The organism is Streptomyces sp. NPDC055140 (assembly GCF_053607285.1).
Genome location: NZ_JBSGTG010000011.1, coordinates 227,106 through 242,050, shown reverse-complemented (window position 1 = coordinate 242,050; position 14,945 = coordinate 227,106). Strand labels below are relative to the sequence as shown.

Sequence of the window (14,945 nt, the reverse complement as noted above, 5' to 3'; positions counted from 1 at the left end):
CCGGGCACGAAGGAGATCCCGTGAGCCCCGTGAACACCACTCTCGCCGCAGGTGCGAACCTCGACTTCTCTCTGGCGCAGCAGTTGACCGTGATCGCCCTGTGCGCGCTGACCGCGTTCATCTCGCACATGGCACTGGCCGTCTTCAACGACGGTGTACGCCCGTTCATGCTGGACTTCATCCAGGGCCGGTCCACCCGCAGCGCCACCACCGCGGTCTCCTTCGGGCTCTCCGCCGGGTTCATCTTCGGCCTCGGCGCACCGATGGCCCTTTCCACCGGCGTACTCAACCCGTGGCTGCTGTTCCTGCCCACGGACATCCTCGGGCTCCTCGCCCCGAAGAAGTGGATCGCCCCGATCCTGGGCGGCGCCTGGGGCGCCGTCGTCGTATTCGGCCTGAACGGCGCGAACAACGTGGCCCACGACCTGCCGGTCGACTTCCTCACCGCGATGCAGCAGATGTCGACGCCGATCCTGTTCCTGTTCACGCTGTTCCCGGTGCTGGCGATCACCAAGCAGTTCGGGCGCGTGTGGGGCGGCGTCGCGGGCGTCCTCGAACTGGCCCTGGTCGTGATGACCATGAAGATCTGGCCGAACATGTTCGCGGGCGCGCTCGCCATGGCGGTCGGTGTCCTGATGCTCATCGGCCTCGCGATCGCCAAGGACGTCCGGGAGCGCAAGGCCGCGCGGGCCGAGGGCGGCGGCGTCGAGGAAGTGGTCCTCGCTGACGACCCGATGGCGTCGCTGTTCAGCTCCAGCGCGGCGAGACTGCGCAAGTTCCTGCCGCTGTTCATGGTGCTCGGCGCGGGTGTGTGCGTGCTCGCGCAGATGCACATATTCGGCGGTGGTGAGGCCACCAGCTTCCTGATCGCGAAGGGGCACTACAGCGAGGCCGCCCAGGTGGACTTCTACCGGGTGTTCGGCTTCATCCCGCTGATCGCGACGACGGCGCTCGCTTCGGGGGCGTACGGCATCGCGGGCTTCACGCTCGTCTACCCCATCGGCTATCTGCTGCCGAACCCGTTCCTCGCGGCGATCGTCGGCGCGGCCGTGTTCGCCGTCGAGGTGCTCGCCCTCTCCTACATCGGCAAGTTCCTCGGCAAGCTGCCGAGCGTGCGCGACTCCTCGGAACATCTGCGCAGCGCCATCACCGACACGCTCCAGCTGGCGATCCTCTTCGGTTCGTTGATGGCGGCCAACGCCATGGGCGCCGGTCTCGGCATCCTCGTCGTCGGCGGGCTCTATCTGCTGAACGAGGCGATGGGCCGGCCGGTCGTGCGGATGGCGGCCGCTCCCGCCGCGGTGATCGTCGGCGGCATCCTGCTCAACCTCCTGTACTGGCTCCACCTGTTCACCCCGATCAAGGGCTGAGGCCGGGTACGTACGCGAGGAAGGAAACCCCCACACCATGCACAGCCCGCCCGTCATCCACACCGTCACCGGCCCACTCCCCGCGGCTGCCGTACAGGGCCCGGCCCTCGCCCATGAGCATCTGGTGCTCGACCTCGACCGGCGCGGCGACGGAGGCGCGATCCTCGACCCCGAGGTGCACGGACCGGCCGTCACGGCCGAACTGGCCTCCCTGCGCGCGGAGTTCGGCCTCACCCTGGTGATCGAGCTGACGTGCCGCGGCATGGGGCGCGACCCGCGTGCCCTGGCCCGGATCTCCCGGGACGCGCAGGTCGCCGTCGTCGCGGCTACCGGCTGGTACTACGAGCCGTTCCACACGCCCGAGCTGGCCGGCGCGGAGGTCGGGCAGCTGGCCGACACGCTGGTCCGAGAGATCGACGGCGGTCTCGGCTCCACGGGCGTTCGGCCGGGCGTGCTCGGCGAGGTCGGCAGCCACGGTGACGTGCCCAGCGAGCCGGAGTCGCGTGCGCTGCGCGCTGCGGCGCGGGCCGCGGTCGCCACGGGCCTGTCGGTCGCCACACACGCGCAGCTCGGCCGCGGCGGGCTCGCCCAGCTGGAGCTGCTCACGGGCGAGGGCCTCGCCCCGCACCGGATCTCGGTCGGCCACCAGGACCTCCTCGACGATCCGGCCGTACACAAGGAGCTGGCCGCGAGCGGCGCGTACGTCGCGTTCGACACGGTCGGCAAGGAGAGCTACCAGAGCGACGACGTCAGGCTCCGGCTGCTGCTCGCCCTCCTCGAAGCCGGCTACGCCGACCGTGTCCTGCTCAGCTGCGACATCTCGCGCCACGGCTATCTGGAGCTCGAGGGCGGTCAGGGTTACGGGCATCTGTTCCGGTCGTTCCTGCCCCGGGCGCGTGCCGCGGGCGTGGACGACGCCCTGGTGGACCTGATGACGCGCCGCAATCCGCTGCGCTTCCTGACCGGCGCGAGCGTGGAGGAGATCTGACGATGACGCCCACCTGCTCAGCCGCACCCGCGCTCCCCGAGACGTTCCCGCTCGCCACGATCCCGGTCGACGAGGCGATGGCCCGGCAGTTCCGGCTGATCGAGTGCACTGCCGCGCACTTCTCCGGCGAGGAGCTGTTCAGCGCCGACGCGGGCGTCGTGCCCGGTCTCGGCCGGCCCCGCACGACCGCCAAGGCCGAGGCGGTGCTCGCCGACTTCTTCGGCGCCGAGGACGCCGCGTTCGTCCAGGGGGCGGGCACCGGAGCGATCCGTGCCGCGCTGAACGCCGCCGTGAGCGCGGACGATCCGCTGCTGATCCACAGGGCGCCGGTGTACCGGACGACCGAGGTCACGCTGCGCGGCATCGGCGTACGCACCGAAGAGGCCGACTTCAACGACCTGGGCGCGCTGCGCGAGGCCCTCGCATCGGGGCGCTTCCGGTGGGCGTACGTCCAGCACACCCGGCAGCGGCTCGGCGACTCGTACGACCCGGGCGAGGTGCTCGCCGCGTGCCGGGCGGCCGGGGTGCGCACGGTCGTCGACGACAACTACGCCGTGCTGCGCGTGCCCGCGTCGGGGGCCGAACTCGGGGCGGACGCCTCCTGCTTCTCGCTGTTCAAGCTGCACGGGCCCGAAGGCGTGGGAATCGTCGTCGGGGCGCGCGACCTCGTCGCACGGGTCCGGGCCGACAACTACTCGGGCGGCGGTCAGGTCCAGGGTCATCAGGCGCTGGACGTGCTGCGCGCCCTGACGCACGTGCCGGTGATGTGGGCGGTGCAGTCGCGGGTGGGTGCCCAGGTCGCGGAGCGGCTCACCGCCGGCGAGGTGGACGGCGTCGCCGAGGTGCGGCTCGCGAACGCGCAGGACCGGTGTCTGCTCGTGCGCCTCGACCGGCCCGTCGCGCGGGAACTCCCCGCTGTCGCCGCTCGGTTCGGCGCCGCGCCCTATCCCGTCGGCTCCAACTCCCGTTACGAGATCGCGCCGCTGTTCTACCGCATGTCCAGCTCGTCCCTCGACGACTCCCCCGGGCTCGCGGACTGGACGGTGCGGATCAATCCGATGCGGGCGGGCGCCGACCTCGTGATCGACATCCTGCGCCGCTCCCTCGACGTACTGAAGCACCACGCAAAGGACGACTGACCGTGTTCCTCGACAGTCTGCTCACCCGCAACCCTGAGCTCGTCGACGCCGCGGCCGACCTCCACCGGCGGGGCGCGATCCCGCCCGACACGTACGTCATGGATCTCGACGCGATCGAGTCGAACGCCGCGCTGCTCGCCGCGGAGGCCGACCGGCTCGGGCTCACCCTCTGGTTCGTCGTGAAGCAGCTCGGCCGCAACCCCGAGCTGATCAGGGCGATCGCCCGGCACATCCCGAAGTACGCGGCCATCGACGCTCCGGAGGCACGCACCCTGCACGCGGCGGGAGCGCGGGCGGGGAACCTCGGCCACCTCGTGCAGATCCCGCGCCGCTCGCTGCCCGAGATGCTGGCCTGGCGCCCGGAGACCGTGACCGTCTTCGACGTCGACAACGCCCGCGCGGTCTCGGACGAGGCCCGCGCGCAGGGCGTCGTCCAGGACGTCCTCGTGCGCCTCGAAGGGGCGGAGGGTGCGGTCTATCCCGGGCAGGAAGGCGGCGTTCCGCTCGGCGCGCTCGACGGCTTCGCGGCCACCGTCGAACAGTTGCCGGGAGTGCGGATCGCGGGCGTCACCGCGTTCCCGTGCGTCCTGTGCGACCCGGCGACGGGCACGCCACGCCCCACCGCCAACTTCGAACTCGCCATCAAGGCAAGGGAGTTGCTCACCTCGCGCGGCTACGAAGGCCTGAAGCTGAGCGCCCCGAGCGCCACCTCCATGGCCAGCCTCTCCCTCCTCGCAGAACACGGCGCGACCCACGGCGAGCCGGGCCACTCGCTCACCGGCACCACCCCCCTGCACGCCCGCGACGCCGGCCAGCCCGAGAAGCCCGCCTACGTCTACGTCACCGAGGTCGCCCACACCCTCGCCGACGGCAGGCCCGCCGTGTTCGGCGGCGGCTTCTACCCCCGCGCGCACATCGGTTCGGCGCTGCTGCCCCGCTCGGGCCGGCGCCTCGCGGTGCAGGACGCGCCCGCGGAGAACATCGACTACTACCGGCTGCTCGACGCGCCCGCCCCCGGCCGCGCCGTCGCGGCGGGCGACACGGCGCTGCTCGCGTTCCGCACGCAGATCTTCGTGACCCGCTCGACGGTCGCGGTGGTGACGGGCCTGTCGTCCGGGTCCCCGCGCCTGACCGGCCTGTACGACGCGCAAGGAAGGGCTCTGTGATGAGCAAGACCGTCATCGTCGTCGTCGACGGATTCGGTGTCGGCGCCATGCCGGACGCGGGCGCCCTGCGCCCCGGCGACCTGGCGGCGGACACCTGCGGACATGTGCTCGACCGGTGCCGCGAGGCGTTCGGGCGGCCGCTGCGGCTACCCGCGCTCGGCGCGCTCGGACTCGGCCTGGTGCACCCGCACCCGGACCTCGCACGGCGCACCCACCTGCCGGTCGCGGCGGGCCGGGCCGGGCTCGGCTACCCCGGCGCGGACACGTACGCGGGCCACCAGACGATGATGGGCGCCGACTTCAGCCGGGTGACGGTGGCGCGGCTCGGCGACCACCTCGACGAGGTCACCGCGGCCCTGGAGGACGCCGGCCACCGGGTCGAACTCCTCGGCGGCAGAACCCTGTTGGTGGTCGACGGGGTCGTGCTCGTGCACGACAACCTGGAGGCCGACCCCGGTATCAACTGGAACGCCTCGGGCCGCCTCGACGACCTGGGCTTCGACGGGATCCTCTCCGTCGCGCGCACGGTGCGTGCGGTGGCGCCCGTCGCGCGGGTGATCGCGGTGGGCGGCCACGCGAGCGGTCCGCTCTCCGACTTCGTACGCGAAGGGGACGGCGGCACGGTCGGCCTCGACACCCCGGCGAGCGGCTTCTACCGCAACGGTGGCCTTGAGGTGCGGCATCTCGGCGCGGGCCTCGACCACACGCGGCAGCTCCCGGACCTGGCGGCGCGGGCCGGGATCCCCGTCACGCTCGTCGGGAAGGCCGCCGACATCCTGGCCTGCGACGACGCGGTGCGGCGCCCGGCCGTGCCGACCGCGGACGTGCTCGCGTACACGCTCGAAGCCGTTCGCGCCAAGGGCGAGGCGCTGGTCGTGGCCAATGTGCAGGAGAGCGATCTGGCCGGGCACCAGCAGGACGTGGAGCGCTACGGGCACGTCCTGGAGCAGGTCGACGCGGGGCTCGCGGCGCTCGTCTCGCTGCTCGACGCGGACGGCGACCGGCTGATCGTGACCGGCGACCACGGCAACGACCCGACGATCGGCCACGCCTTCCACACCCGGGAGTTCGTGCCGGTCCTCGTCCACCGCCCGGGTGCGGCCGGTGTCGAACTGCTGCCGGACGCGGGCAGCCTGGCGGACGTGGGCGCGACGGCCGCGGCGGCGCTCGGCCTCGATCCGGCGGGGCTCGCGAACGGCACGGAGATCAGCCAGGCGGCGGCGCGGGCAGCCTGACCCGCACATGTGTAAGGGACGCCCGCCGATGGCGGGCGCCCCTTACACATGTCTACGAAGTGGCCGGTCAGCCCATGAACTTCTTGAACTCGTCGGGCAGTTCGAAGTTCTTGTCCTGGTCGGCTGCGGGCAGGCCGAACGCGTTGCCGCTCTGGCCCGCGGCCTCGCGGCGCGCCGCCTCTTCCTCTTCCTGCTGCTTGCGCTTCATCGGGTTGCCGGAGCGCTGCTTGCCCTTGGCCTGCTTCTGCTTCTTCTTCTGCCGGCCGGGGCCGCCGCCCATGCCCGGCATCCCGGGCATCCCCGGCATGCCGCCGCCCTGCGCCATGCGGGACATCATCTTGCGGGCCTCGAAGAACCGCTCGACGAGGTTCTTCACCGCGCTGACCTCGACGCCCGAACCACGGGCGATACGGGCACGGCGCGAGCCGTTGATGATCATGGCGTCCGCGCGCTCGGCCGGGGTCATCGACTTGATGATGGCGGCCGTACGGTCGACGTCACGCTCGTCGAGGTTGTTGATCTGGTCCTTCATCTGCGCCATGCCGGGCAGCATCCCGAGCAGCTTGGAGATGGAGCCCATCTTCCTGACCTGCTCCATCTGGGCCAGGAAGTCGTCGAGCGTGAAGTCCTGGCCCTTCTTGGAGGCCAGCTTGGAGGCCATCTTCTCGGCCTCCTGCTGCGAGAAGGTCTGCTCGGCCTTCTCGATCAGCGTGAGCATGTCGCCCATGCCGAGGATGCGGGACGCCATGCGGTCCGGGTGGAACGCGTCGAAGTCGTCCAGCTTCTCGCCGTTCGAGGCGAACATGACCTGGCGGCCGGTGACGTGCGCGATCGACAGGGCGGCACCACCACGGGCGTCACCGTCGAGCTTGGAGAGCACCACACCGTCGAAGCCGACGCCGTCACGGAAGGCCTCGGCGGTGTTGACCGCGTCCTGACCGATCATGGCGTCGACGACGAAGAGGACCTCGTCGGGAGAGACCGCGTCGCGGATGTCCGCGGCCTGCTGCATGAGCTCCTGGTCGATACCCAGGCGGCCGGCGGTGTCGACGATGACGACGTCGTACTGCTTCTGCCGGGCGAACTCGACGGAGTTCTTGGCCACCTGGACCGGGTCGCCCACGCCGTTGCCGGGCTCGGGAGCGTAGATGCCGACGCCGGCGCGCTCGGCGACGACGCTCAGCTGGTTCACGGCGTTGGGACGCTGGAGGTCACAGGCGACGAGCAGCGGCGCGTGGCCCTGCCCCTTCAGCCAGTGGCCGAGCTTTCCGGCGAGGGTCGTCTTACCGGCACCCTGGAGACCCGCGAGCATGATCACGGTGGGCGGGTTCTTGGCGAACCGCAGGCGCCGGGTCTCGCCGCCGAGGATGCCGATGAGCTCCTCGTTGACGATCTTGATGACCTGCTGGGCGGGGTTCAGCGCCTGGGAGACCTCCGCGCCGGCCGCACGCTCCTTGACCTGCTTGATGAAGGCGCGGACAACGGGCAGGGCCACGTCCGCTTCGAGCAGGGCGATGCGGATCTCGCGCGCCGTGGCGTCGATGTCCGCCTCGCTGAGGCGCCCCTTGCCGCGGAGGTTCTTGAATGTCGCTGCGAGGCGGTCGGAAAGAGTGTCGAACACGGCGGTCGCGAATCCTCGGGTTGAAGGGCGGGCGGACAGGTCGTCCTCCAGGGTATCCGGAGGTGTCCAGTGGGGTCTCCACCCCATTCGTACGAAGCGTTCCCGAGGCCGTACGAAGCACTCCCGGGGAGACCGGTACCCCCCGTCCGCCGGCCTCCCCCTCGGCCCCGCTACCCCCGCAGCGCCCCTTCCAGCGCGCCCGCCACCGCGGCCGCGTCCGCGGCGGGGAGCGGCTCCCCCTCGGCCCGCGTGACATAGAACGCGTCCACCGCGTTCGCCCCGAGGGTCGACACATGCGCGGACCGCACCCGTACGTGCGCCGTCTCGAGCGCCCGGCCGATGCGGTGCAGCAGGCCCGGTGCGTCCTGTGCCCGGACCTCGATCACCGTCGCGTGCCGCGAGGCGGCGGGGGCGACCGTCACCCGCGGCGGCGGCGCCACGGTGCCGCGCCGCCGCGGATACGCGGCGTCCCGCTCGGCGAGCCGGGCGGCGATGTCCAGGGAGCCGTCCAGGGCCCGTACGAGATCCGCGCGCAGCCGGGCAGCCTGGGGCAGGGAGCCGTACTCGGCGGCGACGCGCCAGTCGAGGAGCAGGACCGAGCCCGGCACCTGGGCGGGCAGGTCGAGGGCGCGCAGCTCCGCCGTGCGGACGGTGAGCCGGTGCATGGCGAGCACCCCGGCGACGGCGGGCAGCACGCCCGGCTGGTCGGGGACGGCGATGAGCAGTTCGACGCCGAGGGGCTCCGGGTCGGCGGGCGCGGACTCGGCGCCTTCCGCGTCCCGGTCGACGGGGGCCTCGGTCTGCGCGCGCAGGGACAGCACCGGGCCGCCCGTGCGGAACGCCTCCAGGGCCAGCCGCTCCTGTTCGGCCGTGGGCTCGGCCGCGGCGGGGCCGTCGCCGCCGTCGGGGTCCTCTCCCGCGAGGACGGCGGCGACCCGTTTGACGAGGTCGGTGACGAGCGACCCGCGCCACGAGGACCAGGCCGCGGGCCCGGTGGCGAGCGCGTCCGCCTCCGTCAGGGCGTGCAGCAGTTCGAGCGTCCCCACGGAGCCGACGGCGTCCGCGACGGCCCGCACCGTCGCCGGGTCCTCCAGGTCGCGCCGCGTCGCCGTCTCGATGAGCAGCAGATGGTGGCGTACGAGGGATGCGACGACGGCGACGTCCGCGCGGTCGAAGCCGATGCGCGCGGCCACGTCCTTCGCGATGATCTCGCCGGCCACGGAGTGGTCGCCGGGCCAGCCCTTGCCGATGTCGTGCAGGAGCGCGGCGACGAGCAGCAGGTCGGGGCGGCCGACGCGGCGTGTGAGTTCGGCGGCGCGCACGGCGGTCTCGACGAGGTGCCGGTCGACGGTCCAGGTGTGCACGGCGTTGCGCTGCGGCCTGCACCGCACCCGCTCCCAGTCGGGCAGCAGCCGCGTGATCAGGCCCTCGGCCTCCAGCGCCTCCCAGACCTCGACGGTCGGCCGGCCCGCGCCGAGCAGCGTCACGAGCTGTTCGCGGGCCTCGCCGGGCCACGGCGTGGGCAGGGGGCGCGCGGCGGCGGCCATCCTACGGACGGCGTGCAGGGACAGCGGCAGTCCGGCCTGGGCGGCGGCCGCGGCTGCGCGAAGCGGCAGCACGGGGTCGCGCTCGGGCCTGGCCGCGCGGGCGAGGACGGCCTCGCCGTCCTGCTCGACGACGCCTTCGGCGAGCGGTGACCGCTCGGTGACAGGCTTGCTCCCGCCGCCCAGCATGGCGCGCAGCCGGGGCCGCACGGCCCGCGACTTGAGCACACGCCCGACCTCGCGCCAGGTGACGTCGCTGGCGTACGACACGGTGCGCGCGGCCTCGTAGACCTGGCGGAGCAGGGTGTCGGCGTCGAGGAGGCCGAGTTCCGCTGCGACCTGGTCCTGCTCCTGGAGGGCGAGGCGGTCGGTGGCTCGGCCGGTGGCCAGGTGCAGGGCGTCCCGTACGTCGAGGAGCCTGCGCCGCGCGTCGGCGAGGCCTTCCCTGGGGGCGTCCGCGAGCCATGACGCGGCGACGGCGCGCAGCGCGGTGGCGTCCCTGAGCCCGCCCCTGGCCTCCTTGAGGTCGGGTTCGAGCAGGTACTGCAACTCGCCCTGGCGCTCGGCCCGTTCGTCGCACAGGTCGCGCAGTTCGGGCAGGCGTTTGGGCGCCTGGTTGCGCCAGTCGGCGAGGACGGCGGTGCGCAGGCCCGCCGTCAGGCCGACGTCGCCGGCGATGTGCCGGGCGTCGAGGAGGCCGAGCTGCACCTTGAGGTCCTCGCCCGCCGTCTTACGGGCCTCCGCGGGCGTACGGACGGAGTGGTCGAGGGCGAGCCCCAGGTCCCAGACGGGGTACCAGACGCGGTCCGCGAGGGAGGCGATGGCACCGGGGCCGGCGCTGCCGTCGTGCAGGAGCAGCAGGTCGAGGTCGCTGCGCGGGGACAGCTCGCCGCGTCCGTAGCCGCCGACGGCGACGAGGGACACCCCGGTCAGCTCACGCGCCCCGGCGGTGAACAGCTCGCCGAGCCAGCCGTCGGTCAGCTCCGCGAGCGCCGAACGGCGCGGCGGCCCGGACCGCGCCTCCCCCTGGAGGAGGCGCAGCCGGGCCGCCGCATAGCCGCTGGGTGCTGAATCGTCGTCGTCCGATTTTCCGGTCTGCACATCCACACTCGTCACCCAGCGACTCCTCTGTTCCGTTTACAGCGCGTCCGGCCCGCGCTCACCGGTGCGGACCCTGACGGCGGTCTCCACCGGGACGGCCCAGACCTTGCCGTCCCCGATCTTGCCGGTCCTGGCGGCCTTGACCACGACATCGATGAGCTGTTCGGCGTCGTCGTCCTCGACAAGGACCTCTATGCGGATCTTCGGTACGAGGTCGACGGTGTACTCGGCGCCGCGGTAGACCTCGGTGTGGCCGCGCTGGCGGCCGTAGCCGCTGGCCTCGGTGACGGTCAGACCCTGGACGCCGAAGGCCTGGAGGGCTTCCTTGATCTCGTCGAGCCGGTGCGGCTTGACGACCGCCGTGATGAGCTTCATGCGTCCACCTTCTTGATCTGCGCTGCTGCCTCCTGGACCGGGCCGGCCGAGCGGGGGGCCGTGCCGCCGCCCGCGCCGCTGAAGTCGTACGCGGTCTCGGCGTGCTCGACCTGGTCGATGCCGGAGACCTCGTCGTCCTCGCTGACCCGCATGCCGATCGTCTTGTCGATCAGGAAGGCCAGGATCGCGGAGGCGACGAGCGAGTACGCGAGGATCGCGCCGACGCCGGCGAGCTGCTTCCACAGCTGGGTCAGGCCGCCGCCGTAGAAGAGTCCCTGCGCGTCGGACTGGCCGCCGCCGGTGGCGAAGAAGCCGATGAGGAGCGAGCCGATGACCCCGCCGACGAGGTGGACGCCGACGACGTCGAGCGAGTCGTCGTAGCCGAACCTGTACTTGAGGCCGACGGCCATGGCGCACAGGACACCCGCGATGGCACCGATGGCGATCGCGCCGAGCGGCGAGCAGGAGCCGCCGGACGGGGTGATCGCGACGAGGCCGGCGACCGCGCCGGAGGCGGCGCCGAGGGTGGTGCACGCGCCGTGCCTGATCTTCTCGTAGATCAGCCAGGCGAGCATCGCGGCGGCGGTGGCGACCTGCGTGTTGACGAACATCAGCGCGCCGACGCCGTCGTCGTTGCCGAGCCAGGAGCCCGCGTTGAACCCGAACCAGCCGAACCACAGCAGACCGGCGCCGAGCATCACCAGCGGCAGCGAGTGGGGCCGCATCGGGTCCTTCTTGAAGCCGACGCGCTTGCCGATCACGAGGATCACACCGAGAGCGGCCGCACCCGCGTTGATGTGGACCGCGGTACCGCCGGCGAAGTCGATGACGCCGAGGTCGAACGCCCAGCCGCCGGTCCCCCAGACCCAGTGCGCGACGGGGAAGTACACGAGCGTGGCCCACAGGGTGATGAACAGCGCCCAGGCGCTGAACTTCACACGGTCGGCGAGCGCGCCGCTGATCAGGGCGGGCGTGATGATCGCGAACATCAGCTGGAACACGGCGAAGACGTAGATCGGGATGGTGTAGCCGTCCCACAGCTGCGTCAGGCCGATGCCGCTGAGCCCGACGTAGTCCGAGGACCAGCCGATCAGGCTGCCGTGGTCGGTGCCGAAGGCGGCGGAGAAGCCGTAGAGGACCCAAAGGATCGTGACGATCCCGAGGCTGATGAAGCTCATCATCAGCATGTTCAGGGTGGACTTGACGCGGACCATGCCTCCGTAGAAGAAGGCGAGTCCCGGCGTCATGATCATCACCAGGGCGGAACAGATCAGCATGAACCCTGTATTGGCGGCAGACAGCGTGGGCGTGTCTGCGGCAAGCGTGATGCCTGGGGGCATCGGCGTCTCCTCGTCGTTGGTACGGCCCCGTGCGGGCGAAGCCTGTGCGGTCATGAGGGGTGGGCCGGTTATGCGCCAAGAGAATGGTGCAGCGCGGTTTCCGTGGACGCCCCTCGATGTTTCGCCGCAGTGACGAAGAGGTCGTGCGTGTTACGCGTCAATGAACTGCCTGATACCGGGTGAGGCGATCGTTATCGTGACGCAACCAACAAAGGCCGGCCGCGGCGGGCCATCCGGTTGACCTGGCACGGGGGAGCCGAGTCGGGCAGTCCGGGACAGCCGGCCGCGGCCGGGGACAAGGGTTCAGACCGCTTCGGCGGTCTCCGGCAGGTGGATCGCGAGCTGGTCGGTGAGGTACGTGACCTCGGCGACGTCCCCGAACTCACGGACCGCGGTGTCCACGGTCTTACGGATACGGGTGTTGACCCGCTCGGAGCGCACCTTCTTGGCGACGATCATGGCCTGCTCGGCGAGCACCGTGGACTGCTCGGGCTCACGCTGGAGCAGATGCACCGTGGCCATCCCGATCAGGTTCAGCGCGTACGACCGCTGGTGCTCGGCGTCCTTCTCGAAGAGCTCGACGGCGCGCCGCATCAGGGGCTCGGACATCGAGGCGTACGTGGGGCTGCGGCCCGCCACATAGGCGAGGTCGCGGTACGAGTGGGAGTTCTCCCCGTGCAGCTCGGCCTCGGAGAAGAAACGGATCCAGTCGGGGTCCGGGTCGTCCCAGTCGTCGGCGTCGTGGAAGGTCTCCTCGGCCATCCGGACAGCCCGCTTGCACTTGCCGGGCTGCCCGATGTTCGCGTACGCGCGGGCCTCCATCGCATACAGCATGGCCTGCGTGCGCGGACTGGCGCAGTCGCGACTGCCGTACTGCGCGAGATGGATGAGTTCCAGCGCGTCGTCGGGCCGGCCGAGGTGGATCATCTGCCGGCTCATGCTGGACAGGACGTACGAGCCGAGCGGCTTGTCGCCGGCTTCCTTGGCCGCGTGCAGGGCGAGGACGAAGTACTTCTGGGCGGTGGGCTGGAGGCCCACGTCGTAGCTCATCCAGCCCGCCAGCTCGGCCAGTTCGGCCGCGACCTTGAAGAGCCGCTTCGTCGTGGCCTCCGGCTGGGGCTCCTGGAGCAGGTCGGTCACCTCGTGCAGCTGGCCGACCACGGCCTTGCGGCGCAGCCCGCCGCCGCACTGGGCGTCCCACTGGCGGAACATGACCGTCGTGGACTCCAGGAGGTCGAGCTCGGGCTTCGAGAGCCGGTTCCCCCGGCGCAGGGCCGCCGGGTCGGGCTCCGCCGTGGGGGTCCCGGGCGTGGGCACGAGCCAGCGCTGCATGGGCTCGATGAGCGCGGGACCCGCGGAGAGCGCGAGGGCGCTGCCGAGGAATCCGCGGCGCGCCAGCATCAGGTCACTGCGGGAGAACTCACCGATCAGCGCCACCGTCTGCGGGCCCGTCCACGGCAGGTCGACGCCGGACACGGAGGGCGACTGGTGCGCGGCGCGCAGGCCGAGGTCCTCGACCGCCACGACACAGCCGAAGCGCTCGGAGAACAGCTCGGACAGGATCCGCGGGATCGGCTCGCGCGGATTCTCGCCGTCGAGCCAGCGGCGCACGCGCGAGGTGTCCGTGGAGATGTGGTTGGCGCCCAACTGCCGTGCTCGGCGGTTCACTTGGCGCGCCAGCTCGCCCTTGGACCAGCCGCTGCGCAGGAACCACGAGCTCAGCAGCTCATTGGGGCGCTTCTCAGCGTTCGTCACGCTTCCGTCGCTGCCGCCCACTGGAACGCCCCCATCCCTGAAGCCACCTCTTCGCCACCCCGCTGCTGCGGGGTGCGATGTGCGTCAAGCCCTACCAGCATGCCGTCAACGACGGCCGCCCGTCCGGTGGTTGTCACTCCTCGAACAGGAAACCGACTTGCCTGCGGCATACCCAAGAGTGCATACGCCCCAGGGGCTCGTGTACTGAAAGTAATCCTACGATCACCCCTCCGGCCATGGCGAACCCGGAAACGCCACCATTCGCCACCCCTTCGAATGAACTAGGGGAGCGCCACACACGATTCACTTGACATAGGACGGCCGAAAGTGGGCGGAGCGGTGTACGCCGGGGCGTGCGGCACCGGGCGCACCACCCCCTCGAGCGCCGCCCCGAGTCGGTGGTTCACGGCCCTTCGGAAGCAGAGGGTCACGATCCGATTCCGTCTCGTAACCACCGGTGCGCAGGACCCGTTGGAGGGGGCATGGGCTTCACGATCGGCGGCAGCCGCGGGATTCTCGACATCCGGACCGGCACGCGTCGCCGCGGCCGCACTGCGGGCCGCACGTCGGACTGCACCTCGGTGGCCGAGTTCACCGGGCTCTGGGGCTGGGAGGCGGTGCCGGGGACACGCGCCTCGGCGGGCGCCTGCTCCTGCGGCAAGGCGGACTGCCCCTCGCCCGGCGCCCACCCCATCGACCACGCGCCGACCGTCCCCGCCGGGGCCACGCTCGGCGAGGTCACCGAGACCTGGGAGCAGTTCCCCGGCGCCGCGGTGATGCTGCCCGTCGGCAGCGCGTTCGACATCATCGACGTACCCGAGGCGGCCGGCCGTCGCGCACTCGTCCGCCTGGAGCGGATGGGGCTGCCGCTCGGCCCTGTGACGGCGACCCCCGAGGGGCGCGCCCACTTCTTCGTGGCGCCGGGCTCCGCCGCCGAACTCGGATCACTGCTCTACCGGATGGGCTGGGACGACGCGGCCCTCGACCTGCACGCACTCGGACCCGGCACCCACATCACCGCCCCGCCCTCCGACCGCGGCGGCCTCGGCCCGGTCCGGTGGCTGCGTTCCCCCGGACTCGACTCGGCGACCCAGCCCCCGCAGGCCCGCCTCGTCCTCGGCACCCTGGCGTACGTGGCCCATCGCTCGCCGGCGGTCTAGGGCCTTTCGTCCGCCTGATCCAAACGAGAGGCCCTGGCGGCGGCCCGCACACAGGGAAGCGCGGCCCGCGCCCGGGGGGGGGGGGGGGGCCGGGGGGGGTGGGGGGGGGGGGGGGGGGGGCGGGGCACGCGGGCCCCCACGGCACCCCCCG

At 71.9% G+C, this 14,945-nt stretch carries 11 protein-coding genes; 6 read left to right on the top strand and 5 right to left on the bottom strand.

From position 1 onward, the window contains the following. Positions 1-29: 29 nt before the first annotated feature. Genes ACWFR4_RS22605 through ACWFR4_RS22585 form a run of 5 tightly spaced genes read left to right on the top strand, consistent with a single transcriptional unit; the run spans position 30 to position 5,898 of the window. Positions 30-1,370 carry a YhfT family protein gene (locus tag ACWFR4_RS22605; RefSeq protein ID WP_453654208.1) on the top strand — a complete coding sequence of 447 codons (1,341 nt, stop codon included), beginning with the start codon at positions 30-32 and terminating at the stop codon, positions 1,368-1,370. A gap of 37 nt (positions 1,371-1,407) precedes the next feature. Further along, the gene (locus ACWFR4_RS22600) at positions 1,408-2,358 is read left to right on the top strand and encodes a phosphotriesterase family protein (RefSeq protein WP_453654173.1); all 951 of its coding nucleotides are present in this window, start codon (positions 1,408-1,410) and stop codon (positions 2,356-2,358) included. A 2-nt stretch (positions 2,359-2,360) separates the two neighbouring features. Next, positions 2,361-3,497 (top strand): aminotransferase class V-fold PLP-dependent enzyme, encoded by a 1,137-nt coding sequence (locus ACWFR4_RS22595; RefSeq protein WP_453461867.1) that lies wholly within the window; start codon positions 2,361-2,363, stop codon positions 3,495-3,497. A 2-nt stretch (positions 3,498-3,499) separates the two neighbouring features. Continuing rightward, positions 3,500-4,663: a YhfX family PLP-dependent enzyme gene (locus ACWFR4_RS22590; protein WP_453654171.1), complete on the top strand. Its 1,164-nt coding sequence runs from the start codon at positions 3,500-3,502 to the stop codon at positions 4,661-4,663. After that, on the top strand, positions 4,663-5,898 hold the full coding sequence (locus ACWFR4_RS22585; RefSeq protein WP_453654169.1) for a phosphopentomutase: 1,236 nt from the start codon (positions 4,663-4,665) through the stop codon (positions 5,896-5,898). The genes ACWFR4_RS22590 and ACWFR4_RS22585 overlap by 1 nt, the downstream gene beginning before the upstream one ends. A 67-nt stretch (positions 5,899-5,965) precedes the next feature. On the opposite strand, the gene ffh is transcribed toward ACWFR4_RS22585, so the two are convergent. From ffh to nsdA, 5 genes are all read right to left on the bottom strand, one after another. After that, positions 5,966-7,519: a signal recognition particle protein gene (gene ffh, locus ACWFR4_RS22580; protein ID WP_453461859.1), complete on the bottom strand. Its 1,554-nt coding sequence runs from the start codon at positions 7,517-7,519 to the stop codon at positions 5,966-5,968. A gap of 170 nt (positions 7,520-7,689) precedes the next feature. Continuing rightward, positions 7,690-10,179 (bottom strand): [protein-PII] uridylyltransferase, encoded by a 2,490-nt coding sequence (locus tag ACWFR4_RS22575; protein WP_453654167.1) that lies wholly within the window; start codon positions 10,177-10,179, stop codon positions 7,690-7,692. Positions 10,180-10,200: 21 nt separating this feature from the next. Beyond that, positions 10,201-10,539: a P-II family nitrogen regulator gene (locus ACWFR4_RS22570; protein WP_116509391.1), complete on the bottom strand. Its 339-nt coding sequence runs from the start codon at positions 10,537-10,539 to the stop codon at positions 10,201-10,203. Then, positions 10,536-11,879, bottom strand: a complete 1,344-nt coding sequence (locus ACWFR4_RS22565) for an ammonium transporter (RefSeq protein WP_453461854.1) — start codon at positions 11,877-11,879, stop codon at positions 10,536-10,538. Before ACWFR4_RS22565 ends, ACWFR4_RS22570 begins: the two co-directional genes overlap by 4 nt. A 303-nt stretch (positions 11,880-12,182) precedes the next feature. Then, positions 12,183-13,655: a transcriptional repressor NsdA gene (gene nsdA, locus ACWFR4_RS22560; protein ID WP_453461851.1), complete on the bottom strand. Its 1,473-nt coding sequence runs from the start codon at positions 13,653-13,655 to the stop codon at positions 12,183-12,185. A 461-nt stretch (positions 13,656-14,116) separates the two neighbouring features. Here nsdA and ACWFR4_RS22555 point away from each other — a divergent pair, with 461 nt between their 5' ends. Continuing rightward, the gene (locus tag ACWFR4_RS22555) at positions 14,117-14,794 is read left to right on the top strand and encodes a bifunctional DNA primase/polymerase (protein WP_453461849.1); all 678 of its coding nucleotides are present in this window, start codon (positions 14,117-14,119) and stop codon (positions 14,792-14,794) included. The last annotated feature ends 151 nt before the right edge of the window (positions 14,795-14,945 follow it).